Consider the following 26326-nt stretch of genomic DNA (forward strand, 5'->3'; position numbering starts at 1 on the left):
TCGTGCAGAACGCGGCATATCCAACCTATTCTGGAGATACACATGAGCAGCCAGCAACCCACCATCATCTACACCCTGACGGACGAAGCGCCGCTGCTGGCCACCAGCTCGTTCCTGCCCATCATTCGCACCTTCGCGGCGCCCGCCGGCATCGACGTGGCCACGCGCGACATCTCCGTTGCCGCACGTGTGCTGGCTGCTTTCCCCGAGCACCTGACCGATGAACAGCGTGTTTCCGACGACTTGGCCGAACTGGGCAAGCTGACGCTCAAGCCCGAGGCCAACATCATCAAGCTGCCCAACATCAGCGCGTCCGTGGCGCAGTTGAAGGCCGTGATCAAGGAGTTGCAGGACAAGGGCTACAAGATCCCCGACTTCCCGGAGAGCCCGAAGAACGACGAAGAGAAGGACATTCGCGCACGCTACAACAAGTGCACCGGCAGCGCCGTGAACCCGGTGCTGCGCGAAGGCAACTCGGACCGCCGCGCGCCCAAGGCCGTCAAGGAATACGCGCGCAAGAACCCGCACAGCATGGGCGAGTGGAGCCAGGCCTCGCGCTCGCACGTCTCGCACATGCACCACGGCGACTTCTACCACGGTGAGAAGTCGATGACGCTGGACCGCGCGCGCGACGTGAAGATGGAGCTCATCACCAAGAGCGGCAAGACCATCGTGCTCAAGCCCAAGGTCTCGCTGCTGGACCGCGAGGTCATCGACTCGATGTTCATGAGCAAGAAGGCCCTGCTGGCTTTCTACGAGAAAGAAATCGAAGACGCACACAAGACCGGCGTGATGTTCTCGCTGCACGTGAAGGCGACCATGATGAAGGTGTCGCACCCGATCGTCTTCGGCCACTGCGTGCGCATCTTCTACCGCGAAGCCTTCGAGAAGCACGGCAAGCTGTTCGACGAGCTGGGCGTGAACGTCAACAACGGCATGGTCGATCTCTACAACAAGATCGCCTCGCTGCCGCAAAGCAAGCAGGACGAGATCAAGCGCGACCTGCACGCGTGCCACGAAGGTCGCCCCGAACTGGCCATGGTGGACTCGGCCAAGGGCATCACCAACTTCCATTCGCCCAACGACGTGATCGTCGACGCCTCGATGCCCGCCATGATCCGCAACAGCGGCAAGATGTGGGGCGCCGATGGCCGCTTGAAGGACGTGAAGGCCGTCATGCCCGAGTCGACCTTCGCCCGCATCTACCAGGAGATCATCAACTTCTGCAAGTGGCATGGCGCGTTCGACCCCAAGACCATGGGCACGGTGCCCAACGTGGGCCTGATGGCGCAGCAGGCCGAGGAATACGGCTCGCACGACAAGACCTTCGAAGTGCCCGAAGACGGTGTGGCCAACATCACCGACCTGAACACGGGTGAGGTGCTGATGAGCCAGGACGTGGAAGCCGGCGACATCTGGCGCATGTGCCAGGTGAAGGACGCCGCCATCCGCGACTGGGTCAAGCTGGCCGTCACGCGCGCGCGCAACTCGGGCATGCCCGTGGTGTTCTGGCTGGACTCGTACCGCCCGCACGAGGCGCAGCTGATCACCAAGGTCAAGATGTACCTGCACGAGCACAACACGGCCGGTCTGGACATCCAGATCATGAGCCAGGTGCGCGCCATGCGTTACACCCTGGAGCGCGTGATCCGTGGCCAGGACACCATCAGCGCCACTGGCAACATCCTGCGCGACTACCTCACCGACCTGTTCCCCATCATGGAACTGGGCACCTCGGCCAAGATGCTGTCCATCGTGCCGCTGATGGCCGGTGGTGGCATGTACGAAACGGGTGCGGGCGGCTCGGCGCCCAAGCACGTGCAACAACTGGTGGAAGAAAACCACCTGCGCTGGGATTCGCTGGGTGAGTTCCTGGCCCTGGCCGTGTCCTTCGAGGACTTGGGGCTCAAGACCGGCAACGAGAAGGCCAAGATCCTGGCCAAGACGCTGGACACCGCCACGGGCCAACTGCTGGACAACAACAAGAACCCTTCGCCCAAGACCGGCCAGCTCGACAACCGTGGCAGCCAGTTCTATCTGGCGCTGTACTGGGCACAGGCACTCGCCGCACAAACCGAAGACGCGGCCCTGGCCGCCAAGTTCGCGCCGCTGGCCAAGCAACTGGCCGAGAACGAGAAGGCCATCGTCGCTGAGCTGACCGAGGTGCAGGGCAAGTCGGTGGACATCGGTGGCTACTACAAGCCGGACTTCGCCAAACTGGAAACGGTGATGCGCCCGAGCAAGACCTTCAACGCGGCGCTGGCATCCGTGAAGTCCTGAGCGCGTTCATCCGCACGGCAAGGATGACGAGGCCGCCGGCAACGGCGGCCTTTTTCATTTGCCGAAAAGCGCGCCGCTCAGGCGCGTGCCGGCTTTGATGCCGCGCTGGGCGAACCAGCCCTGGTGCATCTCCAGCACGTAACGCACCGGCTTGGCCGAGCAGTGCGAGTCCAGGCTTTGCGGCTTCATGTCCGCGAGGTTCACGATGGTGCCATCGTCGGCAACGAACGCTGCTGTCAGAGGCAGCAAGGTGTTTTTCATCCAGAAGCACTGGCCGGCCGGCTGTTCGAAGACGAACAGCATGCCTTCGTTCGTGCCCATGTCGCGCCGGTGCATCAGGCCGATTTCGCGTTGCTGTGGCGTGGCTGCCACCTGGGCGTCGATCAGACGCATGCCCACCGACAGGGAGACGCGGGGAAGGTCGAGTTGCGGTGTGTTCTGGGACCAGGCCGCGCCGTTGAGCGCGAAGAGCAGGCCGCAGAGGGAGAGAAGTGATTTCATGATTCGAAGTGCGTGAGGCGGTCGAACAGGCCCGGATTGTCGGCTAAGGTGGGGGCCGGGCGCGTGGCGGAGGGCTTGCGCATGTTGAGTCTAGAATTTCGCGGCTTGTTCCCGTCCCCGTTTCCTGGAGCGTTCCCCGCATGTACCAGCACATCCAAGTGCCGACCCAAGGTCAGAAGATCACCGTCAACAGCGATTTCTCGCTCAACGTGCCCGACCAGGTCGTGCTGCCGTACATCCAGGGCGATGGCACCGGGGTTGACATCATGCCGGTGGCGCTCAAGCTGGTTGACGCCGCAGTGGCCAAGGCCTATGCGGGCCGCCGCCAGATCCACTGGATGGAGGCCTACGCCGGCGAGAAGGCCACGGCGCTGTATGGCCCCGATGCCTGGCTGCCCACCGAAACCGTGACCGCTCTGCGCGAGCACGTGGTCTCGCTCAAGGGCCCGCTCACCACCCCGGCGGGCAGCGGCATCCGCTCGCTCAACGTGGCCTTGCGTCAGGCGCTCGATCTGTATGTGTGCCTGCGCCCGGTGCAGTACCTGCCGGGCGTCCCCTCGCCCTTGAAGGAGCCGGAGAAGACCCACATGGTCGTGTTCCGCGAAAACTCCGAAGACATCTACGCCGGTATCGAGTTCGAAGCCGGCTCGCCGCAGGCGCAAAAGCTCATTGGCCTGTTGCAGGACGAGATGGGCGTGACCTCGATCCGTTTCCCTGGCACCTCGGGCGTGGGCATCAAGACCGTGTCGCGCGAGGGGACCGAGCGGCTGATGCGCAAGGCGATCCAGTACGCGATCGACCACGACAAGCCCAGCGTGACCATCGTGCACAAGGGCAACATCATGCGGTACACCGAAGGCGCGTTCCGCGACTGGGCCTACGCGCTGGCGCAAACGGAGTTCGGTGCCGAGTTGCTGGACGGCGGCCCTTTGTGCCAGATGCGCAACCCGAAGACGGGCCGGGAGATCCTCATCAAAGACTGCTTCGCCGACGACTTCCTGCAGCAAAGCCTGCTGCGGCCGCTGGAGTTCTCGGTGGTGGCCACGCTCAACCTCAACGGCGACTACATCGCCGACGCACTGGCCGCGCAGGTCGGGGGCATTGCCATCGCGCCCGGTGCCAACCTGTCGGACACGCTGGCCAGTTTCGAACCGACGCACGGCCCGGTGCCCAAACTGGCTGGGCGCGACTACGCCAACCCGTGCGCGCAGATCCTGGCCGCCGAGATGCTGCTGCGCCACCTGGGCTGGAAAGAGGGTGCCGACATCCTCATCGCCGCGCTCAAGGCGGCCATCGCCAGCAAGCAGGTGCCGCACGACTTTGCCCGCGCCATGCAGGGCGCGGTGCAGGTCAGCACCTCGCGTTTTGGCCAGGTGATGGAAGAGTTCATCGAAGAGATGTGAGCCGCGCGCGGGCGTGCACCGGCAAGCCGCGCTGAGCGCTCAGGGCAGGCGTTGAAAGCCTCCGAGCTTCAGTCCGGCCCGAACGCTTCACCGATGTCTCGCGCGGTGGCCTTGGCCACCGGCACCATGCGCGCCAGCCAGCTCGGCGACATGCTGCGCGAAAAGGTCGAGCAGGCCAGCACGCCAAGCAACTGTCCCGAGCGGCTGCGAACAGGGACTGCGATCGCGCTGCTTTCGTCGTTGCGCTGGCCGTTGCGCTGGGTGTGGCCACGCTGGCGCGCGTTGCGCATCATCTGACGCAAGGCCGGCGCGTTCCAGCGCGCAAGACCGCAGTCTTGTTGGTTCAGCAGGTCGATCAGGATGCGGCGTTCCTTGCGGTCGCAGAAGGCCAGGTAAGCGTTGCCCAGGGCCGTCGACAGCAGATCGTAGGCCTGGCCGATGGAGGTCGGCTTCATGGAGTACGGGCTGTACGGCATCGAACACACATTGGCGCGCACCACCGGGCCGTCGATCACGCCCATGGCCATGGGCCACTTGCTGTCCCTGGTGGCGGCGATCACGATCGGCCGCGCCACATCGGCCAAGCGGTTCTTCTGCGTCACGCCCCGGCTGAGTTCGGTCACCGACTGCGTCAGACGGTAGCGGCCCGCCATCTCCGGGCCGCTGTAGACGCAGTGCTCGGCCTGCAGCGTGCTCAGCAGACGGTGCAAGGTGGACTTGGGCAGACCCGTGCGCTCCTGCAGCGCCTGCAGGCTCCAGACCTCGCGCTCGTTCATGAGGCGCAGCAGGTTCAGCACGCGCTGGACGGCGCGTATCGGGTCGTCTTTCATGGGGGCAGATTACCGCACCAAGCCCGGAAAACCGGTGCGCCCTTGCATTCCGACAGTCGGAATCCGCCGTTTCAGCCGAGCCGCGACGCTCATTTTGGGCGGCTGCGTGCCTAGACTGCCGCACGCACTTCAACAACAGAGACAAACACATGCAAGCGATTCCCACACGTCGACGCCAACTGACCGCTGCTCTGGCCTTGCTGCCTTTCGCGGGCCTCTCCGGCTTCTCGGGCGCAGCCCTGGCCAACACCACCTACCCCAACAAGCCCATCCGCCTGGTCGTGCCGTACCCACCGGGTGGGTCCACGGACTTGCTGGCGCGTCTGTTGAGCAAGCAGTTCTTCCCCGCCGCGAACCAGCCGACCGTGGTGGAAAACACCGGTGGCGCTGGCGGCAACATCGGCGCGCAGATGGTGGTGCGCGCGCCGGCCGACGGCTACACGCTGGAGGTGGGCGCGATGTCGCAACACGCAATGAACGGCTCGCTGTACAAGGGCCTCACGTTCGACCCCATGGCCGACTTCGTGCCCGTGGCCATGCTGGCCTATGTGGTCAACGTGATCGCCGTGTCCACGCGGCTGCCGGTGAACAACCTCGCCGAACTGCTGGCCTACATCAAGTCCCACCCGGGCAAGGTGAACTATTCGTCGGGTGGCATCGGTTCGCACAACCACCTCACGCTCGAATACCTGGCGCGGTTTGCAAATCTGAAGATGACGCACGTGCCTTACCGCGGCGGCGGGCCGGCCGTGGCCGCGCTGGTGGCGGGCGAGGTCGATCTGTTCGCCGGCGGCGCCTCGCTGCTGATGCCGCAGGCCCATGCCGGCAAGGTCAAGCTGATCGCGGTGACCGAGGCCAGGCGCTCCGAGCTGCTGCCCGACGTGCCCGCCGTGGCCGAGAGCATTTCCAACTTCGAGGTCAGCAACTGGTACGGCATCTTTGCGCGCAGCAACCTGCCGGGCCCGTTGCTGGCGCAGATCAACCGGGAAGTGGACCGCGCCATGAGCGAGCCCGCGACGAAGCAGCAGCTGCGCGATCGTGGCATGACGCACACCGTCATGTCGCCCGCGCAGCTCGACAAGCTGCTCAAGGCCGAGCACAAGCGGTGGTCGGACATCATCACGTCCATGAACATCGCGGCCGAATGATGGGCGCGCGTGACTTTGCCGCCGAAGCGCTGGCCCGCCAGGCGATCGACGCGCTGAACGCGCGCTTCGCCTACCAGATCGACAACGGTCAGTCCGCACAGGTGCCCGAGCTGTTCACCGTCGACGGCCACTACGCCATCGCCCATGGCGCAGAACGGCGCGTGAGCACGGGCCAGGCGGCCATCCGCGCCGCCTACGAAGAGCGCGCGGCCCGTGGTGCGCGGACTTCGTGCCATTTGTTCACCAACCTGCATGTGTCTGGGGCCACGACCGACACCGCTCACAGCCATTGTTTCCTGCTGCTGTTCGCGCAAGACGGTCTGCCGCCACACCCGGCGCAGCCGCTGCTGGTGGCGCGCTACGACGACATCTGCGAACGCGACGCGCAAGGCCTATGGCGCTACCGCTCGCGCGAGGCCACAGTGCTTTTCGTGAGCGACGACCACCGCCCCATCGCTTTGCCGCTGGCCAAGGCCTGACGCCTTCTCCAACCCCCCATACGAGACAGACCATGAACCCCTTCCAGACCTTGGGCCGCGTGGCCCGGGTGGCTGCGGTGTGCGCGATGGCGTGCATTGCCGGCACCACACTGGCCCAGGACAACGCCGCGCGCAGCAGCACCTGGCCGCAGCGCGCGGTCACCATCGTGGTGCCTTATCCACCGGGCGGCTCGCTCGACGCCATCGTTCGCCCCTACGCCCTGGCCCTGCAGCACCTTTGGGGCCAGCCGGTGGTCATCGACAACAAGCCGGGCGCCAACGAATCCATCGGCGTGCAAACCTTGCTCAAGGCGCCGGCCGATGGCTACACCTTGCTCGCGGCCACCGACTCGGCCATGGTGCTCAACCCCTTGCTCAATCCCAACCTGGCTTACAAGCCGCAGCAGGACTTCGCACCGATCACGCAACTGGTCGACATGCCCATGGTCTTCGTGGTTCCCGACAACTCGCCCGCGCGCAGCATGGCCGACTTCGTGCAGCTGGCCCGCGACGCCTCGCGCCAGCAACGCGATCTCAGCTACGGCTCCAGCGGCGTGGGGGGGCCGCTGCACCTGGCGTTGGCCGGTTTCGTGGCCGATCACCAGCTCAAGATGGTGCACGTGCCGTACAAGGGTGCGGCCGAGATGCTCAAGGACGTGTCCACCGGTCTGGTCGATGCGTCCGTCTCGGGCGTGGCCTCGGCTCGCCCGCTGCTCGAAGCCCACCGCCTGCGCGCCCTGGCAGTGTCCAGCGCACAGCGCATGGCCTCGCTGCCGGGCGTGCCGACCTTGTCCGAAGCCGGCATCGCCGATTTCGGTGCCAGCTTCTTCATTGGCCTCGTGGCGCGCACCGGCACGCCGCTCGAGGTGGTGCGCGCGGTGCAGGAGGCGGTGAAGAAAGCCGCCGCCGATCCGGCGGGCCGACAGCGGCTGGAGACGGCAGGGGCGATCAATGTCGCTTCCTCGCCCGCGGAGTTCGCGGCGGTGGTCACGGCACGGCACGCTGCGCTCCAGGCGCGCCTGGGCAAGATCAAGATCGAGATGCGATGACGCCCGGTTTTCGCGACCAACTCGTGGGCGGCGCTGCCCTGTTCGGCAGCTTCATCAAGACGCCATCGCCGCACGCCACCGAAATCCTGGGCGACCTGGGCTTCGACTTCGTGGTGATCGACGCCGAGCACGCGCCGTTCGAGCGCCACGCGATGGACACCATGCTGCTGGGAGCGCGGGCCGCCGGCATTGCGGCGCTGGTGCGTGTGCCAGCGCTCAGCGGGCCGCACATCCTCGCGGCGCTGGACGACGGGGCGGCCGGCGTTCTCGTGCCGCACATCGATTCGGTGGACAAGGCGCGCGAACTCGTGACACTGAGCCGCTACGCGGGCCGCCGCGGATTCTCGAATTCGACCCGGGCCGGTGGTTATGGTGGGCGCGCGATGTGGGACCACGTGGACATGGCCGATCGCGCGATCGCGGTGATCGCCATGGTTGAAGACGTGGCCGGTGTCGATGCCATCGACGCGATCGTCGATGTGCCGGGACTCGATGGCGTCTTCATCGGCCGGGGCGACCTCGCCGTGGCCCTGCAAGACCGCACGCCGAATGCCGAGCGCGTGGCCGCGATGACCGAACGCGTGCTGCAGGCCACACGCCGCGCTGGCAAAGCCGCGTGGGTGATGACAGCCAGCGCGCAGGAGGCCGCGCGCCTGCAGCCGTTGGGTGTAAGGGGCTTCATCGTTTCGTCCGACCAGGGTTTCCTTCGCAGCGCAGCTTCTCAGGCGCTGGGCAGCTTTCGTACCGCCTGCGCCGCAGGAGTCTGATGCCTTCGTTTTCTATGTTCCGCGCCATGTCTCCCACGTCTCCCGATCCCCGTGCCAGCCTGGCCGCTTACGGTCCCTCCACCTCGACACAAGGGTTCTCGCCCGCCGAGATCGCGCGTTTCCACGACGGCCCACCGCAGCACGAAGCTGCGGGCTTGAGGATGTGGTTCGCGCGCGGCCAGAACTTCATCGTGGCCTACGTCGAGGCGCAAGCCGGTGCCTGTTTCGAGCGCGCCGATCAGCCCGACGAATACGTGCTGCTGCAGCCCGATGAGAGCGCGGCGGTGGACATCGAATGGCAGGGCCGTACCACGGCCGTGGCGGGCCACCGCATCGCCTTCGTGCCCGCCGGGGCGAGCGCCTTGCGCGTGCGCCAGGCCGGCCGGCTGGTGTTGCTTTTCAGCACGCAATCGGCCGATCTGTGCGCACGCTGCAGCAACCAGGCTGCGTACGAAGCGCCGCATCCTTACATGCCACCGTTCGCGCCCTGGCCCACGGCGGCCGATGGCCCATGCGTGCGCCACCACAGCCTGGACGTGGCCGACGAACCCGGGCGTTTCGGCCGCATCTGGCGCTGCTCGACCTTCATGGTCAATGTGCTGCCGGCGCAAGTGGGCCCGCGCGACGTGGCCCAGCTCTCGCCCCACCACCACGACGACTTCGAGCAAGGCTCGCTGGCGTTGGAGGGGGCTTTTGTGCACCACCTGCGCTGGCCGTGGACGGGCAACATGCACCACTGGCGCGAAGACGAAGCGGTGCACTGCGGCGCTCCCTCGATCGCGGTGATTCCGCCGCGTGCCATCCACACCTCGCGCGCTGTGCTCGAAGGGTTGAACCAGCTGGTCGACATTTTTTCGCCGCCCCGCTGGGACTTCTCGCTCAAGCCCGGCTGGGTGCTCAACGCCGACGACTACCCGCTGCCCAAGGAGGGCGCGCCATGACCACCACCCCAACCCCACGCCGTCCCCTGGTGGTGCTGGCGCACCCGAACCTGGGTTGCTCGCGCCTGAACGCGGCCATGCTCGCGCCGCTGCGCGCCCGCGGCTCGGCCGACGTGCTGGATCTCGTCGCCGAGAGCCCGAACGGCGATTGGGACATTGCCCAGCACCAGCAGCGGCTGGTCGCCGCCGATCGCATCGTGCTGCAGTTTCCACTGACCTGGTACAGCGCACCGCCCGTGCTCTCGACCTGGCTGGTGCGCATCTGCCAGCGTGGCTGGGCCTATGGGCCGGGCGGGCGGGCGCTGAACTTCAAGACCTTTGGCGTCGCCGTGACCACGGGCTCGCACGGCCGCGACTACACGCACGAAGGCCGCTACCGCCATTCGTTGGCCGAGGTGCTCACGCCCTACGAACTGCTGGCGCGCCACACCGGCATGCACTACCTGGCGCCGTTTGCCATTACCGCCGCGCGGGAAATTGACGACGGTGCGCTCGCCGTGCAGGCACTGGCCTATGAGCAGCACGTGCTGCACGCCACGCCCAAGGTCCAGTTCGCAGGCCGGGACGACGACCGCGCCAAGACCGTTTACACCCGACCCGTCACCACTTGACACCACCGACAGCCCACCATGAGCACCCCAAACCCCACGCAGGCCGACCACGGCACAACCGCACCTCGAGCCTTCATTGCGCCCGCGCAGCTCATGAATTGGAACGATTTGCCGCGCGAGAAGATGCGCCCGGGCATCGAGCGCGCCGGCTTTGGCGGCGACCACGTGCTGTGCCAGTTCGCCTGGGTGCAACCCGGCGCCACACTGCGCCCGCACAGCCACGACTTTGACCAGTTGGTGGTGGTGGTGGAGGGCGAGTGCATCTTTCACGTGGGCGGCGTGCCGCACGCCTGCAGGCCGGGCAGCCTGTTGCGCGTGCCGCCACACACCGAGCATTACATCGAGGTGGTGGGCGACAAGCCCGTCTTCGAGATCGACCTGTTCGCGCCGGTGCGCGAAGACTACGCCCACCTCATGGACCACCAGCGCGAGCCGGCGGCATAAGAACGCTCAACGCGGCGCGCGCCAGCCGCCTCCCAGCGCCGCTACCAGCGCCATGCTGGCGCTCAGGCGCTCGGCCTGCACGTCCAGCGCGGCGCGGCGGGCCGAGAGCGCGAGGTTCTGCGCGGTGGCCACTTCGAGAAAGCCGATCTCGCCGGCTTCGTACCGGTAACCCACCACCCGTTCGTTTTCCGCCGCCAGCGCCACCAGGCGCTGTTGCTGCTGGTCTTGCTCGGCGAGTGTGGACAGCTGTGCCAGCGCGTCCTCGGTCTCGCGCACCGCGCTGAGCACGCCCGTGCGCCAGGCCGCGGCCTGTTCGTCATAGGCGGCCATCGCCACCGCCTCGTCCGCGCGGCGCGTGCCGCCATCGAACAAGGTGGCCGCCAATTGCGGCCCGAGCGACCACACGCGCGCCGGTGCGTCCAGCAGACGCGCCAGACTGCTGGCCTGCAGCGTGCCACTGGCCGAGAGCGTGAGGTCGGGCAGCCACGCGGTCTGTGCCACGCCCAGGCGCGCGTGAGAGGCGGCCAGCAGGCGCTCGGCCGCGGCCAGGTCGGGGCGGCGGCGCAGCAGTTCGCCAGGCACCGCGGTGGGCACGCTCGGCAGCGGTGGCAGCGCGTTCGCTCTGGATGCGATGGGAAATTCGCCCGGCGTGCTGCCGACGAGCAAGGCCAGCGCGTTGGCCTCCAGCGCGCGCTGGCGCTGCAGCGCAAAGACCTGCGTGCGCAGCGACTGCAGCTGCGTCTCGGCCTGGATCACGTCGGCGCGCGCGACCACGCCGGCCTCGTACTGGTAACGCGTGACTTGCAGCGAGCGCTCGTAGGCGGCATCGGCCTGGGCCTGGAGCGCCAGGTGCGCGTCCAGCGCACGCAGCCGCACGTAGCCCTGTGCGGCGGCCAGTTGCAGCGCGAGCCGTGCCGCATCCACCAGCGCGGCCTGCGCCTGCGCACTGGCCATGGCCGCCTCGCGCGTGCGCGCCACGCGGCCCCAGAGATCGGGTGTCCAGGAAAGGTCCAGCCCCGCGCTGTAGAGCTGGCGCGTGCCGGTGTTGGTGGTGACGCCACTGGCGCTGCCGCCACTCCTTGTGGCTGCCACGCCCGCGCCCAGCTGCGGCAGCGCGAGGGCACGCGCCGCGTCCACCTGCGCCAGGGCCTGGCGCCAGCGCGCCTCGGCCTGCGCCAGTTCGGTGTTGGCGCTGGCCACGCGGCGCAGCAACTGGTCCAGTTCGGGGTCGGCGTAGGCCGCCCACCAGTCGCTTTCGGGCATGGCCTGGGGCGGGGCTTTGCCGCTGTCGTGGTGAAAGCGGGCGGGCAGTTCGATCTCGGGCGCGCGGTGGTCGCCCGTGCTGGCGCAGGCGGCGAGCAGCCAGGGCAGGGTGGCGATGGCGAGTGGGCGCAAGGGCGTCGAAGCGGGCATGGGTCAGGCGGTCTTGGCCGCGGTCGGATCGGCTGAGGAAGCCTGGGGAGCGCGGCGGCGCAGGCGCTCGAGCACCAGGTAGACGACAGGCGTGGTGTAGAGCGTGAGCAACTGGCTCACCATCAGGCCGCCGATGATGGCGATGCCCAGCGGGCGCCGCAGCTCGGAGCCTTCGCCCAGGCCCAGCACCAGGGGTACCGCGCCGAGCAGTGCCGCCAGGTTGGTCATGAGGATGGGGCGCAGACGGCGTTGCGCGGCCTCAAAGATCGCGTCCTGCGCCGAGAGGCCGCGCGTGCGCTGCGCGCTCAGCGCGAAGTCGATCATGAGGATGGCGTTCTTCATCACCACACCGATCAGAAGGAACAGGCCCAGCAACGCGATCAGGCTGAACTCGGTGTCGGAGATGCGCAAGGCCAGCAGCGCACCCACGCCGGCCGAGGGCAGTGTGGAGAGAATGGTCAGCGGGTGCAAGGTGCTCTCGTACAGCATGCCCAGCACCAGGTACACCGTGACGAGCACGGCCAGGATCAGCCAGGGCTGGCGCTTGAGCGTCTGTTGCAGGCTGTTGGGATCGCCCTTGTACTCGCCAGTGGCGATGCTCGTGGGCAGCAGCAGGCCGCCCACGGCGCGCTCGATCGCCTGCTGCGCCTGCTGCAGGCTCACGCCGGGCGCCAGGCCGTAGCCGATGCCGGCGGAGGCGAACTGCGCGTCGTGGTTCACGCGGTCGCGCGTGAGGCCGTACCGCCAAGTCGCGATCGCGCTCAGCGGCACGCGTTCGCCAGCGTCGTTCTGCAGTTGCAGGTGGTCCAGGGCCGAGGGCTCGCTGTTGCCGCGCGGGTCGGCTTCCATCACCACGCGGTACTGGTTGAGCGCGTCGTACAGCGTGGCCACCTGGCGCTGCGAGAAGGCATTGTTCAAGGCCGTGGTGACCGTGTCCATGCGCACGCCCAGGCGGCGCGCGGCCTCGCGGTCCACGGACAGCACCACTTGCTGCGCGTCCTCGCCGCCGGGGATGTCGACGTCGGCCAGTTCGGGCAGCGCGCGCAGCGCCTCGCCCACCGGCCGCGTCCAGCGCCGCAGGTCCTCCAGCGAGTCCGAGCGCATCACAAACGCATATTCACCGTCGCCACCGCCGCTGGAGAGGCGGATGTCCTGGTCGACCGAGACGAACAGAATGCCACCGGCGATCTTGGGGGCGGCCGCGCGCAGCCGCGCGACCACGGCGGAGGCCGGTTCGCGCCGCTCGGCCAGCGGTTTCAGGCGGATGCGGAACCAGGAATTGCTGGTGCCGGTGCGCCCGCCGCTCACGCCGGTGACGTCGGCCACAGCCGGGTCGGCCACCAGCAGGCGCCGGAAAGCCTCCACCTTGGGCTGCATGCCCTGGAACGAAAAGCCGTCGTCACCGCGCACGAAGCCGCTGAGCTGGCCCGTGTCCTGCTGCGGCAGCATGCCTTTGGGGATCGCGACGTAAAGCCAGACGTTGAGCGCCACCGTGGCCAGCAGCAGCAACAGGGTGAGAAAACGGTGGCGCAGCGCGAAGTCCAGGCTGCGCGCGTAACCGTGCTGCACGTCGGCCAGCAGGCTGTGGAAGAAGCGCGCGAGCGCACCAGGCTGGCGCAAAGGCGGGCCGGCTGGCAGGCCGTGTGCGCACAGGGCTGGTGTGAGCGTGACCGACACCGCCAGCGAAATCAGCATGGCCGCCACCAGCGTGATGGCGAACTCGCGGAACAGCCGCTCGACCACGCCACCCATGAACAGCACCGAGACGAACACCACGATCAGCGCCAGGTTCATGGCCAGCAGCGTGAAGCCGACTTCGCCCGCACCGGTGAGCGCGGCACGCCAGACGGTGCGCCGCCCGACCTCGCGCTGCCCCGCAGCGGCCTGCGCGGCGCGCGCGGTCTCGATGTGGCGCTGGATGTTCTCCAGCACCACGATGGCGTCGTCCACCACCAGGCCGGCCGCGACGATCAGCGCCATGAGCGAGAGGTTGTTGAGCGAGAAGCCCTGCCACCACATCACCGCGAAACTGCCGACGAGCGAGACGGGCAGCGCCAGCGCCGGGATCAGCGCGGTTCGAAAACTGGCCAGGAAAGCCCAGACCACGGCCATCACCAGCACGCAGGTGAGCACCAGGGTGAACTGCGCCTCGCGCAGAGTGGCGCGGATGCCGGGTGAGCGGTCCATGACCACGCGCAACGCGGTGTCGGCTGGCAGCAGGGCGCGCAGCTGGGGCAGTTGGGCGTTGATGGCGTCGATGGTCTCGACGATGTTCGCGCCCGGGCGACGGCTCACCAGCAGCACCACGGCCGGCCGGTCGTTGTGGTAGCCGGCGGTGTAGCGGTTTTCCACCGAATCGGTCACGCTGGCCACTTCGTGCAGGCGCACCAGCGTGCCCGCGTCGTGGCGCACCACCAGTTGCTCGAAATCGGCCGCCGTGCGCAGGGGCGCGGGCAGGGCGATCTGCCAGCGTTGCGCGTCCTGCTCGATCTGCCCGACCGGCCGCCAGGCATTGGCGTCGGCGATCGCGCTGCGCACATCGTCGAGCGACAAGCCGCGGTGCGCCAGCGCCTCGGGCCGGGCCTGCACGCGCACGGCTGGCAGGGAGGAACCGTCCACCGTGACCTCGCCCACGCCCACCACCTGTGCCAGTTTCTGTGCCAGCACGGTCGAGGCGTTGTCGTACAGCGCCGAAGGCGGCAGGCGCGGCGAAGACAGGGCCAGCGCCATGATCGGCGCTTGCGAAGGGTTCACCTTCACGAAGCTGGGATTGCCGCTCATGCCCGAGGGCAATTGCCCGCGCGAGGCGTTGATGGCCGCCTGCACTTCGCGCGCGGCGTCGTCGATGTCGCGCGTGAGGTCGAACTGCAGCGTCACGTTCGTGCTGCCCTGGTTGCTGCTGGAGCGGATGCCGGTGACCCCCGCGATGCTGCCCAGCGCGCGTTCCAGTGGCGCGGCCACGGTGGAGGCCATGCTCTCGGGACTGGCGCCCGGCAGGCTGGCGCGCACCTGGATCACGGGGAAGTCCACGCGCGGCAGCGGGGCCACCGGCAGCAGGCGCAAGGCCAGCAGCCCGGCCAGCACGATCGCGATGGCCAGCAAGATGCAGCCGATCGGGCGGCGGATGAAGAAGCGGGACAGCGCGTTCATGGCGGTGCGGGCTCAGGTCGCCGTGGGCGCGGCGCGCCGGCGGCCCAGCCGGTCGAAGGCCAGGTACACCACCGGCGTGGTGAACAGCGTGAGCACCTGGCTCACGATCAGGCCACCCACCATCACGATGCCCAGCGGTTGCCGCAGTTCCGCGCCCGAGCCGCTGGCCAGCATCAGCGGCACCGCGCCGAACAGCGCGGCCAGCGTGGTCATGAGGATCGGGCGAAAGCGCAGCAGCGCCGCGCGGTGGATCGCCTCGCGCGGCGACAGGCCCAGGCGGCGCTGCGCGTCGAGCGCGAAGTCCACCATCATGATCCCGTTCTTCTTCACCAGGCCGATCAGCAGCACGATGCCGATGACCGCGATCAGGTCCAGCGAACGACCCATCAGCAGCAGCGCGGCGAGCGCGCCGACCGTGGCCGAGGGCAGGGTGGACAGGATGGTCAGCGGGTGCACCGCGCTTTCGTACAGCATGCCCAGCACCAGGTACATCACCACCACCGCCGCCAGCACGAGCCACAGCGTGTTCGTGAGCGAGTTGCGAAAGGCCTGCGCGGCGCCCTGGTACACCAGCTCCACCGCGATCGGCAGTTCGATCTGCTGGCGCACCTGCTCGATCGCCTGCACCGCCTCGCCCAGCGAGTGGCCGCGGCCCAGGTTGAAGGACAGCGTGACCGCCGGGAATTGGCCCTGGTGCTCCACCGCCAAGGGTGCACGCCGCTCGACCACCTTGGCCACGGCCGAGAGCGGCACGGGCCGCGCGTCAGCGCCGCCCGTGGCCGGGTTGATGAAGATCCCTTCGAGCGCGCGCAGGCCACCCTGCGCGGCGTCGTCGCTCTCCAGCACCACGCGGTACTGGCTGGCGTGTGTGAACAGCGTGCTGATCTGGCGCTGGCCGAAAGCGTTCTGCAGCGCCGAGGCCACGTCGCCCATGCGCAGTCCCAGGCGCGCGGCCGCGTCGCGGTCGACCTCCAGATAGGCCTGCAGGCCCTCGCGCTGCAGGTTGCTCGCCACGTCGGCCAGCTCGGGCCGCGCGGCCAGCGCGTCTTGCATGCGTTGGCTCCAGTCGGCAAGCAAGGCGCTGTCGGGCGAACTCAAGGTCAACTGGTATTGCGTGCGGCTCACCCGGTCTTCCAGCGACAGTTCCTGCACGGGCTGGAACCAGGCCTCGATGCCGGGCACCTCCTGCGCGCGTTCGCGCAGGCGCTCGATGAGCTGCGGCGCGGTGATCGAGCGCTCGGCGTGCGGCGCCAGCGTGAGCAGCATGCGGCCGCTGTTGAGCGTGGCGTTGCTGCCGTCCACACCGATGTAGGAGGCGATGCTGTGCACCGGCGCTTCCTTCAGCAGCACCTCGGCCAGTGCCTGCTGCCGCTCGGCCATCGCCCCGAACGACACGCTTTGCGGCGCCTCGGTCACCACCTGGATCGCGCCCGCGTCCTGCACCGGAAAGAAGCCCTTGGCACGGCGAGGTAGAGCAGGGCGGTGAGGGCCAGCGTGCCGGCCATCACCACCAGCGCCAGCGGCTGTCGCGCCAGTACCCATTCGAGTGCGCGGCCGTAGCGCTCGATGGTGCCGCTGAGCCAGTCGCGCCGTTCGCCGTGCGCGGCTGAGTGTGTGGGTGAATCGCGCAACATGCGCGCGGCCATCATCGGTGTGAGCGTGAGCGACACCACCAGCGAAATGCCGATGGCCACGGCCAGCGTGACCGCGAACTCGTGGAACAGGCGGCCCACGACGTCGGCCATGAACAGCAGCGGAATCAGCACCGCCACCAGCGAGACCGTGAGCGAGACCAGCGTGAAGCCGATCTCGCTCGCGCCCTTGAGCGCGGCCTCCATGGGCCCCGCGCCTTGCTCGCGGTGGCGCGCGATGTTCTCCAGCATCACGATGGCGTCGTCCACCACGAAGCCGGTGGCGATGGTCAGCGCCATCAGGCTCAGGTTGTTGAGCGAATAGCCCAGCAACAGCATGGCCGCGAAGGTGCCGACCAGCGACAGCGGCACCGCCACGCTGGGGATGAGGGTGGCGGGCAGCGTGCGCAGGAACACGAACGTCACCAGCACCACCAGGGCGATGGCGAACAACAGTTCCTTCTGCACGTCGCGCACCGAGGCGCGGATGCTCTCGGTGCGGTCCGACACCACTTGCACCTTCACTGTGGCGGGCAGGCTGGCCGTGAGCTGCGGCAGCAATGCACGCACCTGATCGGCCACGGCGATCACGTTCGCGCCGGGCTGGCGCTGGATGTTGAGCAGCACCGCGGGGGCCAGTCCGCAGCCGGTGGCGTGCGCGTCGCCGCACACCGTGCCGGCCCAGGCGGCGAGAAAGCGGTCTTCCGCGCCCTGGCTCACATTCGCTACGTCGGCCAGTCTCAGCGGCGCGCCATCGCGCCAGGCGACGATCAGGCGCTGGTATTCCTCCGCCGAGCGCAACTGGTCGTTGGCGTCCAGCATGGTGCTGCGCAACTGGCCATCGAAGCTGCCCTTGGGCTGGTTGTTGTTGGCCGCGGCGATGGTGCTGCGCAGGTCTTCCAGCGTGAGCCCGTTGGCCGCCAGCGCCCGGCTGTTGGCTCGCACCCGGATCGCCGGGCGCTGGCCACCCGCCAGGCTGACCAGGCCCACGCCAGGCAGGCGCGAGAGATGGCCGGCCATGCGCGTGTCCACCAGGTCCACCACGCGCGGCAGGGGGAGTGTTTCCGAGCCGATGGCCAGGGTGAGGATCGGCACGTCCGCCGGATTCACCTTGCGGTAGATCGGCGGCGCCGGCAGGTCGGACGGCAGCAGGCTGGAGGCGGTGTTCAGGGCGGCCTGCACATCCTGCTCGGCCACACCCAGGTCAACTTCCAGCGCGAACTTCAGTGTGATGACGGACGCGCCGGCCGAGCTGGTGGAGGAGATCTGCGACAGGCCCGGGATCTGCCCGAGCCGCCGTTCCAGCGGAGCGGTGACCGTGCGCGCGGTCACGTCGGGGCTGGCGCCGGGCTGGAATGTGAAGACCTGGATGACCGGGTAGTCCACCTGCGGCAGCGCGGCCACCGGCAGTTGCCGCCAGGCCAGCAGGCCGGCGATCAGCACCGCCAGCATCAGCAGCGAAGTGGCCACCGGCCGCAGGATGAACGGGCGCGAGAGCGAAGCCTGTGTGGGCGACATGGCTCAGCGCGCCGTCGACGCCTCGGGCGCCAGTGGCGAGGTGCTGGGCAGTTGCGTCTGCTCCACCACCAGCACCGCGCGGCCGTCTTCCAGCCGGTCCAGGCCTTCCAGCACCACCGGTTCGCCATGGGTCAGACCTTGCGTGACCACGGTGCGACCACCGCTGGCCGGCCCCAGCGAGAGAACCCGCACCTGAGCCTTTCCATCGGCGATCACGTACACATAGCTGCCGCGCGAGCCGTGCTGCACCGCGTCGGTGGGAATCGTCACCGCGCCAGGCAATTGGCGCAGGGCCAATCGCACGTTCACGAACTGGTTCGGAAACAGCGCATCGTCGGCGTTCTCAAAGCGCGCTTTCAGGCGCAGCGTGCCGGTGGCCACGTCGATCTGGTTGTCCAGCGTGTCCAGCCTCCCTGTGGCCAGGCGTTGGCGGTTGTCGCGGTCCCAGGCCTCGGCCCGTGGGGGCTTGTCGGCAGCGTGCGCGGCGCGCACATCCGCCACCAGAGGCTCGGGCACGCTGAAGGTGACCGATACCGGTTGTGTCTGGGTGAGCGTGAACAGACCGTTCGCGTCGTTGGCCGAGAGCAGGTTGCCGGCGTCGACACGTCGCAAGCCGATGCGCCCGGCGATCGGCGCCACGATGCGGGTGTACGAGAGTTGCAACTGGGCGTTGTCGACCTGTGCCTGGTCCGATTTCAGCGTGCCCCGCAATTGCTGCACCAGCGCGGCCTGGCGCTCCAGCGTCAGGCGCGCGACCGCGTCTTTCTTGAACAGGTCCTGGTAACGTGCGAGTTCGCTTTCGGCATTGCGCAATTGCGCCTGGTTCTGCTGTTGTTGACCCTGCGCCTGCGCCAGGGCCACGCGCAGCGGCTCGGGATCGATCTCGGCCAGCAACTGACCTTGCTTGACGCGTTCACCTTCGCGCACCCGCACGCTCGCCAGCTGCCCATCCACGCGGCTGCGCACCGTGACCGTGTTGTACGGCGTGACCGTGCCCACGGCGCGCGCCTGCACGGTGAAGTCCTCGGTGCGCGCCGCCTCCACGCGCACGGGCACCGGCTGTCGCCAGGCGTTGGGCAAGGGCGGCGGCACGGGTTGTGGGCGCAGGAACCACCAGGCCAGCGCGAGCACGCCCAGCACAATGGACAGCCACAGCAGGCGGCGCGGCCATGGGCGGAGAGAAGGGCGAGTCGTGGCGTCGTCCGGCAAGGGCATGTTGGATGGAAATGGCGGCGAGACGCCGATGGTGGCGCATGACGCACACGGCGACAACAGCTGCGCGCGGGTGCGCTGCGCCGCTTGTGACGAGGTGTGGATGGGAGGAATATGGAGTGATGAATGATAACCACTCTCAATGGCGGGCCGTTGCCGATGGGTGGCACAAGAAGTCCTTGGAAAGCCTTGCAACAAGCCCTGGTTTGTCGCCCAACTTCACACTTCGTGTGATCACTTTCGTCTCACAATGGGCCATGCTCAAACACGCGCTTCTCACTTTGCGAGCAGGCATGCGGCCTGCCGGGGTTTCGCGCCTGCGCGAATCCCGGGACGGGGTTGGGGCCGCGAGCGCACCGCTAGAATCGTTTTCATGGCCACCCAGAACCCGAGAAAACCGCCCGAACCGCTCGTCAACCCGCCGGCGGGCAACGACGATTCGGTTGTGCTGGAGCGCCGCACCCAGCGCACCCAGCCCCCGCAGATGTTCCAGGTCGTACTGCTCAACGACGACTTCACCCCCATGGAGTTCGTCGTGCACGTCATTCAGGAATTTTTCAGCAAGGACCGCGAAACCGCGACCCAGATCATGCTCAAGATCCATTTGGAGGGAAAGGGTATTTGCGGCGTGTACTCGCGCGATGTCGCGAGCACCAAAGTCGACCAGGTCCTCCAGGCCGCCCGCGCGGCAGGCCATCCTTTGCAGTGTCTGAGTGAACCGGTTGAATAAATCCGAGTCCACCCCATCTGAGCACCAGTCTTCCATTTTTCCAAGCCCAAAGGACGTGCACCATGATTGCCCAGGAACTTGAAGTCAGCTTGCATATGGCCTTTGTCGAGGCCCGGCAACAGCGGCACGAATTCATCACCGTCGAGCACCTGTTGCTCGCGCTGTTGGACAACCCCAGCGCCGCCGAGGTGTTGCGCGCCTGCTCGGCCAACATCGACGATCTGCGCAAATCCTTGACCAACTTCATCAAGGACAACACCCCGCAGGTGGCGGGCACCGACGAGGTGGACACGCAGCCCACGCTGGGTTTCCAGCGGGTGATCCAGCGCGCGATCATGCACGTGCAGTCCACCGGCAACGGCAAGAAGGAAGTCACCGGCGCCAACGTGCTGGTGGCCATCTTCGGCGAAAAGGATTCGCACGCCGTGTACTACCTGCACCAGCAGGGCGTGACGCGCCTGGACGTGGTGAACTTCATCGCCCACGGCATCCGCAAGAGCGATCCGCCCGAGGCCGCCAAGCCCGGTGAGAGCGCGGCCGAGAACGAAGAGGCCGGCGAAACCAAGAGCAACGAAAAAGCCTCGCCGCTGGAGCAGTTCACCCAGAACCTCAACCAGCTGGCCAAGGACGGCAAGATCGATCCGCTCATCGGCCGCGAGTACGAGGTGGAGCGCGTGATCCAGATCCTGTGCCGCCGTCGCAAGAACAACCCGCTGCTCGTGGGTGAGGCTGGCGTGGGCAAGACCGCGATCGCCGAGGGCCTGGCCTGGCGCATCACGCAGGGCGACGTGCCCGAAATCCTGGCCGAATCGCAGGTCTATTCGCTCGACATGGGCGCGCTGCTGGCGGGCACCAAGTACCGCGGTGACTTCGAGCAGCGCTTGAAAGGCGTGCTCAAGTCGCTCAAGGACAAGCCCAACGCCATCCTGTTCATCGACGAGATCCACACCCTCATCGGGGCCGGCGCGGCCTCGGGTGGCACGCTGGACGCGTCCAACCTGCTCAAGCCGGCCCTCTCCAGCGGCCAGCTCAAGTGCATCGGCGCGACCACCTTCACCGAGTACCGTGGCATCTTCGAGAAAGACGCCGCGCTCAGCCGCCGCTTCCAGAAGGTGGACGTGGTCGAGCCGACCGTGCCCGAGACCATTGAAATCCTCAAGGGCCTCAAGAGCCGCTTCGAAGAGCACCACAGCGTGAAGTACGCGGTGGCGGCCCTGCAGGCGGCGGCGGAACTCTCGGCCAAGTACATCAACGACCGGCACCTGCCCGACAAGGCGATCGACGTGATCGACGAAGCCGGCGCGGCCCAGCGCATCCTGTCGCCCTCCAAGCGCAAGAAGACCATCGGCAAGGCCGAGGTCGAGGAGATCGTGGCCAAGATCGCGCGCATTCCGCCCGCGAACGTGTCCAACGACGACCGCAGCAAGCTGCAGACGCTGGAGCGCGACTTGAAGAGCGTGGTGTTCGGCCAGGACAAGGCGCTGGAAGTGCTGTCGTCTTCGGTGAAGATGGCACGCTCGGGCCTGGGCAAGGCGGACAAGCCGATCGGCGCCTTCCTGTTCAGCGGCCCCACCGGTGTCGGCAAGACCGAGGCTGCCAAGCAGCTCGCCTTCATCATGGGCATCGACCTGCTGCGCTTCGACATGTCGGAGTACATGGAACGCCATGCGGTGAGCCGTCTGATCGGCGCGCCTCCGGGCTACGTGGGCTTCGATCAGGGCGGTCTGTTGACCGAAGCGATCACCAAGAAGCCGCACTGCGTGCTGCTGCTCGACGAAATCGAGAAGGCGCACCCGGACATCTTCAACGTGCTGCTGCAGGTCATGGACCACGGCACGCTCACGGACAACAACGGACGCAAGGCCGACTTCCGCAACGTCATCATCATCATGACGACGAACGCGGGTGCCGAGACCATGAACAAGGCGACCATCGGCTTCACCAACCCGCGCGAATCGGGCGACGAAATGGCCGACATCAAGCGCCTGTTCACGCCCGAGTTCCGCAACCGTCTGGATGCGACCGTGAGCTTCAAGGCGCTCGATGAAAACATCATCATGCGTGTGGTCGACAAGTTCCTGCTCCAGCTGGAGACGCAACTGGCCGAGAAGAAGGTGGAGGTCACCTTCACCGACGCCCTGCGCAAGCACCTGGCGAAGAAGGGCTTCGATCCGCTCATGGGTGCCCGACCCATGCAGCGCCTGATCCAGGACACGATCCGCCGTGCGCTGGCCGACGAGTTGCTGTTCGGTCGCCTGACCGATGGTGGTCGCCTCACGGTGGACATCGAGACGAAGAAGGACGACGCCGGCAAGGAAACGCAGGAAGTCCTGCTCGACATCCAGCCCCTGCCGAAGAAGGAAGGCAAGGCCAAGTCCGAGGAAGCCACGGCAGGCTGATCGGCTCGCCCCTTCGACATGCAAAAGGCCCGGTTTCCCGGGCCTTTTGCTTTTGCTTTCCTGTGCTCGGGTATCCGTCTGTCTCAGCGTTTCCCGCCAAGCAATCCGCCCAGGATGCCACGCACCAGTTGGCGGCCCAGGCCGCTGGCCACGCTGCGCGCCGCGGTCTTGGCCATGGTCTGCACCAGGCCGTCGTACTGCCCGCCGCGCGGGCCGGTGCGGCCGAACAGGGCCTCGTTGACCATGCCACCAATGCCGCCGCCCTCGGCCTGTGCGGGTTGTTGGGAACCGCCCGGTATGCGCGGCGTTTTTGTGGCGGACGGCCGATCGGTTTGTGCTTGTGCTTGTGCGTCGTCCCCGCGCTTGCCGGCGTGCTGGGCAAACATTTCGTACGCGCTTTCCCGGTCCACCGTCTTTTCGTAGACGCCGGCCACCAGCGAATCGCGCCGCAACTGCCCGCGTTGCTCCGGTGTGATAGGGCCGAGCTGGCTGCCCGGTGGCAGCACGAACACGCGCTCGGTTTCGCTGGGGCGTCCCTTGGCGTCCAGCAAGCTCACGAGCGCTTCGCCCACGGCCAGCTCGGTGATGGCTGCTTCAATGTCCAGCCCCGCCTTGGGGCGCATGGTCTGCGCGGTGGACTTCACGGCCTTCTGGTCGCGCGGTGTGAAGGCGCGCAGCGCATGTTGCACGCGGTTGCCCAGCTGACCCAGCACGCTGTCGGGAATGTCCAGCGGGTTCTGGGTCACGAAGTACACGCCCACGCCTTTGGAGCGCACCAACCGCACCACCAGTTCGATGCGCTCGATCAGCACCTTGGGGGCTTCGTTGAACAGGAGGTGCGCCTCGTCGAAGAAGAACACCAGCTTGGGCTTGTCCGGGTCGCCAATTTCGGGCAGCGTTTCGAACAGTTCCGACAGCATCCAGAGCAGGAAGGTGGCGTACAGGCGCGGTGCGTTCATGAGCTTGTCGGCCGCCAGGATGTTGATCACGCCCTTGCCGTCGACGGTTTGCATGAAGTCGTTGATGTCGAGCATGGGCTCGCCAAAGAACTTGTCGCCGCCTTGTTGCTCCACCTGCATGAGCCCGCGCTGGATGGCACCGATGCTGGCCGCGCTGATGTTGCCGTACTCGGTGGTGAACTGCTTGGCGTTGTCGCCGATGTGCTGCAGCATGGCCCGCAGGTCTTTCATGTCCAGCAGCAGCAGGCCGTTGTCGTCGGCGATCTTGAACACCAGGTTGAGCACGCCCGACTGGGTGTCGTTCAGGTTCAGCATGCGCGCCAGCAGCAGCGGGCCCATGTCGCTGATGGTGGCGCGCACGGGGTGGCCGAGTTCGCCGAACACGTCCCACAGCGCCGTGGGGCAGGCTTGGGAGGCGGGCGGGGTGATGCCCCGGTCCTTGAGCACCTGGGTCATCTTCTCGCCGAAGCTGCCACGTTGGCTGATGCCGCTCAAATCACCCTTCACGTCGGCCATGAACACTGGCACCCCGATGTTGGAAAACTGCTCGGCCAGGGTTTGCAGAGTCACGGTCTTGCCTGTGCCGGTGGCGCCGGTGATGAGCCCGTGGCGGTTGGCCAGGCCGGGCAGAAGATGGGTTTGTACTTGGGCGTTCTGGGCGATCAGCAAGGGCTCGGCCATGGGATCCTCGGTGCGGTTGGGAAAACGGGGCTGCCGCATTGCACCATGAAACGGGGGCTTCGTCATCGGGCGGCTCCGAGCCGTCCAGGCCCCGGCGAAGGAGGGTACCGGGCGAAACGTAAAATCGCTCCCTTACCTCCAACAGGCACAAGGAACCGAGTCGATGGCTGGACACAGCAAATGGGCCAATATTCAGCACCGCAAGGGCCGGCAGGACGAGAAGCGCGGCAAGATCTGGACCCGCGTCATCCGTGAAATCACCGTGGCCGCGCGACAGGGCGGCGGCGACCCGGGCATGAATCCGCGCCTTCGGCTGGCGATCGACAAGGCCAAGGCGGCCAACATGCCGGCCGACCGCATCAAATACAACGTGGACAAGGCCTCGGGCAATCTGGAAGGCCAGGCGCTCGAAGAGATCCGCTATGAAGGTTATGGCATTGGTGGCGCGGCGGTGATCGTCGACACCATGACCGACAACCGCGTGCGCACCGTGGCCGATGTGCGCCATGCGTTCAGCAAATACGGCGGCAACCTGGGCACCGAGGGTTCGGTGGCCTTTCAGTTCAAGCACTGTGGCCAGCTGATCTTCGCCCCCGGCACATCCGAGGACAAGGTCATGGAGGTCGCGCTGGACGCCGGCGCGGACGACGTGATCGGCCACGACGACGGCGCGATCGAAGTGCTCACCCCGCCCACCGAATTCGAAGCCGTGAAAAACGCGCTGGAGGCCGCCGGCCTCAAACCCGAGGTGGCCGAGGTCACCATGCGTGCCGAAAACACCATCGAACTGGCCGGCGACGACGCCGCGCGCATGCAGAAGCTGCTGGATGTGCTGGAAGACCTGGACGACGTGCAGGACGTGTTCCACAACGCCGAGATCGGCGAATAAAGGTCTGATCCGATGAACGTACTGGTTATCGGCGGCGGAGGCCGCGAACACGCCCTGGCCTGGAAAATGGCGCAATCCGAAGGCGTGCAGCAGGTGTTCGTGGCGCCCGGCAATGCCGGCACCGCGCGCGACCCGGCTTTGACGAACCTGGATATCACCGACAAGACGGCGCTGCGCCAATGGGCGCAGGCACAAGGCATCGCGCTGACCGTGGTCGGCCCGGAAGCGCCGCTGGCCGCTGGCGTGGTGGACGAGTTCCGCGCCCATGGCCTGGCGATCTTCGGCCCGACCCAGGCCGCCGCCCAACTGGAGAGCTCGAAGGCGTTTTCCAAGGCCTTCATGCAGCGCCATGGCATTCCCACGGCGAAATACCAGACCTTCACCGACCCCGCCCAAGCCCATGCCTACGTGGACGCGCAGGGTGCGCCCATCGTCATCAAGGCCGACGGCCTGGCGGCGGGCAAGGGCGTGGTGGTGGCCATGACCGTGGCCGAGGCGCACGAAGCGATCGACTTCATGCTGCTGGACAACACCCTGGGCGTGGTGCACAACGAAGGTGGCGCGCGCGTGGTGATCGAAGAGTTCCTCACCGGCGAAGAAGCCAGCTTCATCGTGCTGTGCGATGGCGAGCACGCCCTGGCCCTGGCCACCAGCCAGGACCACAAGCGCCTGCTGGACGCCGACCAGGGGCCCAACACCGGTGGCATGGGCGCGTACTCGCCCGCGCCCGTGGTCACACCTGCGATCCACCAGCGCGCGATGGACGAGGTGATCCTGCCGACCCTGCGCGGCATGAAGGCCGACGGCATTCCGTACACCGGTTTCCTCTATGCCGGCCTGATGATCACGCCCGATGGCCAGGTGAAAACGTTGGAATTCAACTGCCGCATGGGCGACCCCGAAACGCAGCCCATCATGATGCGCCTGCGCAGCAACCTGGCGCAGGTGCTGCTGGCCGCCACGCGGGGCGAACTGGACCGCACCACCATTGAGTGGGACCCGCGCGTGGCGCTGGGCGTGGTGATGGCGGCGGCGGGTTACCCGCTGAGCCCGCGCAAGGGCGACACCATCCAAGGCTTGCCGGCCGATGAGGCCGATCGCATGGTTTTTCATGCCGGAACGGCCGACAAGGCGGGCGAAGTGCAGGTGTCGGGCGGTCGGGTGCTCTGCGTGACCGCGCTGGCGGACTCCGTGGCCCAGGCCCGCGAGCGTGCCTACGAGGTGGTGGACGCCATCCGCTTCGACGGTGCGCAGTGCCGGCGTGACATCGGGTACCGGGCGCTGTGAATCG

General features: G+C 67.3%; 19 protein-coding genes and 1 pseudogene. 13 read left to right on the forward strand and 7 right to left on the reverse strand.

The window, feature by feature from the left end:
- Positions 1-42: 42 nt before the first annotated feature.
- A complete protein-coding gene (locus F9K07_RS14215; RefSeq protein ID WP_159594056.1) occupies positions 43-2280 on the forward strand; it encodes an NADP-dependent isocitrate dehydrogenase in 2238 nt (745 codons plus the stop codon).
- A gap of 54 nt (positions 2281-2334) precedes the next feature.
- Here the strand turns inward: F9K07_RS14215 and F9K07_RS14220 are convergent, their stop codons facing one another.
- Positions 2335-2781, reverse strand: a complete 447-nt coding sequence (locus F9K07_RS14220) for a DUF192 domain-containing protein (protein ID WP_159594057.1) — start codon at positions 2779-2781, stop codon at positions 2335-2337.
- Positions 2782-2921: 140 nt separating this feature from the next.
- Between F9K07_RS14220 and icd the strand changes: the two genes are divergently transcribed.
- Positions 2922-4184 (forward strand): NADP-dependent isocitrate dehydrogenase, encoded by a 1263-nt coding sequence (icd, locus tag F9K07_RS14225; protein ID WP_159594058.1) that lies wholly within the window; start codon positions 2922-2924, stop codon positions 4182-4184.
- A gap of 68 nt (positions 4185-4252) precedes the next feature.
- Here the strand turns inward: icd and F9K07_RS14230 are convergent, their stop codons facing one another.
- Positions 4253-5014 (reverse strand): IclR family transcriptional regulator domain-containing protein, encoded by a 762-nt coding sequence (locus tag F9K07_RS14230; RefSeq protein WP_159594059.1) that lies wholly within the window; start codon positions 5012-5014, stop codon positions 4253-4255.
- A gap of 149 nt (positions 5015-5163) precedes the next feature.
- Between F9K07_RS14230 and F9K07_RS14235 the strand changes: the two genes are divergently transcribed.
- The 7 genes from F9K07_RS14235 to F9K07_RS14265 are packed head-to-tail and all read left to right on the forward strand — an operon-like array spanning position 5164 to position 10453.
- Positions 5164-6162 carry a Bug family tripartite tricarboxylate transporter substrate binding protein gene (locus F9K07_RS14235; RefSeq protein ID WP_159594060.1) on the forward strand — a complete coding sequence of 333 codons (999 nt, stop codon included), beginning with the start codon at positions 5164-5166 and terminating at the stop codon, positions 6160-6162.
- Positions 6159-6641: a nuclear transport factor 2 family protein gene (locus F9K07_RS14240; RefSeq protein WP_159594061.1), complete on the forward strand. Its 483-nt coding sequence runs from the start codon at positions 6159-6161 to the stop codon at positions 6639-6641. The genes F9K07_RS14235 and F9K07_RS14240 overlap by 4 nt, the downstream gene beginning before the upstream one ends.
- Positions 6642-6673: 32 nt before the next feature.
- Complete coding sequence (locus F9K07_RS14245; RefSeq protein ID WP_159594062.1) at positions 6674-7690, forward strand: Bug family tripartite tricarboxylate transporter substrate binding protein; 1017 nt, start codon at positions 6674-6676, stop codon at positions 7688-7690.
- On the forward strand, positions 7687-8457 hold the full coding sequence (locus tag F9K07_RS14250; protein WP_159594063.1) for an HpcH/HpaI aldolase family protein: 771 nt from the start codon (positions 7687-7689) through the stop codon (positions 8455-8457). Before F9K07_RS14245 ends, F9K07_RS14250 begins: the two co-directional genes overlap by 4 nt.
- Positions 8457-9398: a hypothetical protein gene (locus tag F9K07_RS14255; protein WP_201451554.1), complete on the forward strand. Its 942-nt coding sequence runs from the start codon at positions 8457-8459 to the stop codon at positions 9396-9398. Before F9K07_RS14250 ends, F9K07_RS14255 begins: the two co-directional genes overlap by 1 nt.
- Positions 9395-10009: an NAD(P)H-dependent oxidoreductase gene (locus F9K07_RS14260; RefSeq protein WP_159594064.1), complete on the forward strand. Its 615-nt coding sequence runs from the start codon at positions 9395-9397 to the stop codon at positions 10007-10009. Before F9K07_RS14255 ends, F9K07_RS14260 begins: the two co-directional genes overlap by 4 nt.
- Positions 10010-10027: 18 nt before the next feature.
- Positions 10028-10453, forward strand: coding sequence for a cupin domain-containing protein (locus tag F9K07_RS14265; protein ID WP_159594065.1), 426 nt, complete (start codon positions 10028-10030; stop codon positions 10451-10453).
- A gap of 6 nt (positions 10454-10459) precedes the next feature.
- Here F9K07_RS14265 and F9K07_RS14270 read toward each other — a convergent pair whose 3' ends face one another.
- The 4 genes and pseudogenes from F9K07_RS14270 to F9K07_RS14285 form a co-directional block, all read right to left on the reverse strand.
- A complete protein-coding gene (locus F9K07_RS14270; RefSeq protein ID WP_159594066.1) occupies positions 10460-11866 on the reverse strand; it encodes an efflux transporter outer membrane subunit in 1407 nt (468 codons plus the stop codon).
- Positions 11867-11869: 3 nt separating this feature from the next.
- Entirely contained in the window at positions 11870-15016 is a 3147-nt protein-coding gene (locus F9K07_RS14275) for an efflux RND transporter permease subunit (protein ID WP_159594067.1), read from the reverse strand.
- A gap of 12 nt (positions 15017-15028) precedes the next feature.
- A pseudogene (locus F9K07_RS14280) lies at positions 15029-18165 on the reverse strand (efflux RND transporter permease subunit).
- A 3-nt stretch (positions 18166-18168) separates the two neighbouring features.
- A complete protein-coding gene (locus F9K07_RS14285) occupies positions 18169-19374 on the reverse strand; it encodes an efflux RND transporter periplasmic adaptor subunit (protein WP_442907436.1) in 1206 nt (401 codons plus the stop codon).
- Between the two features lie 367 nt (positions 19375-19741).
- On the opposite strand from F9K07_RS14285, the gene clpS reads away from it, so the two are divergent.
- Positions 19742-20107 carry an ATP-dependent Clp protease adapter ClpS gene (gene clpS, locus F9K07_RS14290; protein WP_442907437.1) on the forward strand — a complete coding sequence of 122 codons (366 nt, stop codon included), beginning with the start codon at positions 19742-19744 and terminating at the stop codon, positions 20105-20107.
- Between the two features lie 62 nt (positions 20108-20169).
- The gene (clpA, locus tag F9K07_RS14295) at positions 20170-22506 is read left to right on the forward strand and encodes an ATP-dependent Clp protease ATP-binding subunit ClpA (protein ID WP_159594070.1); all 2337 of its coding nucleotides are present in this window, start codon (positions 20170-20172) and stop codon (positions 22504-22506) included.
- A gap of 83 nt (positions 22507-22589) precedes the next feature.
- Here the strand turns inward: clpA and F9K07_RS14300 are convergent, their stop codons facing one another.
- Entirely contained in the window at positions 22590-24146 is a 1557-nt protein-coding gene (locus F9K07_RS14300; RefSeq protein WP_159596937.1) for a helicase HerA-like C-terminal domain-containing protein, read from the reverse strand.
- A 163-nt stretch (positions 24147-24309) separates the two neighbouring features.
- Between F9K07_RS14300 and F9K07_RS14305 the strand changes: the two genes are divergently transcribed.
- Complete coding sequence (locus F9K07_RS14305) at positions 24310-25035, forward strand: YebC/PmpR family DNA-binding transcriptional regulator (protein WP_159594071.1); 726 nt, start codon at positions 24310-24312, stop codon at positions 25033-25035.
- A gap of 12 nt (positions 25036-25047) precedes the next feature.
- Complete coding sequence (gene purD, locus F9K07_RS14310) at positions 25048-26322, forward strand: phosphoribosylamine--glycine ligase (RefSeq protein ID WP_159594072.1); 1275 nt, start codon at positions 25048-25050, stop codon at positions 26320-26322.
- Positions 26323-26326 lie beyond the last annotated feature (4 nt).

Origin of the sequence: Hydrogenophaga sp. BPS33 (assembly GCF_009859475.1) — a bacterium.
In the GTDB taxonomy this organism is placed as follows: domain Bacteria; phylum Pseudomonadota; class Gammaproteobacteria; order Burkholderiales; family Burkholderiaceae_C; genus Hydrogenophaga.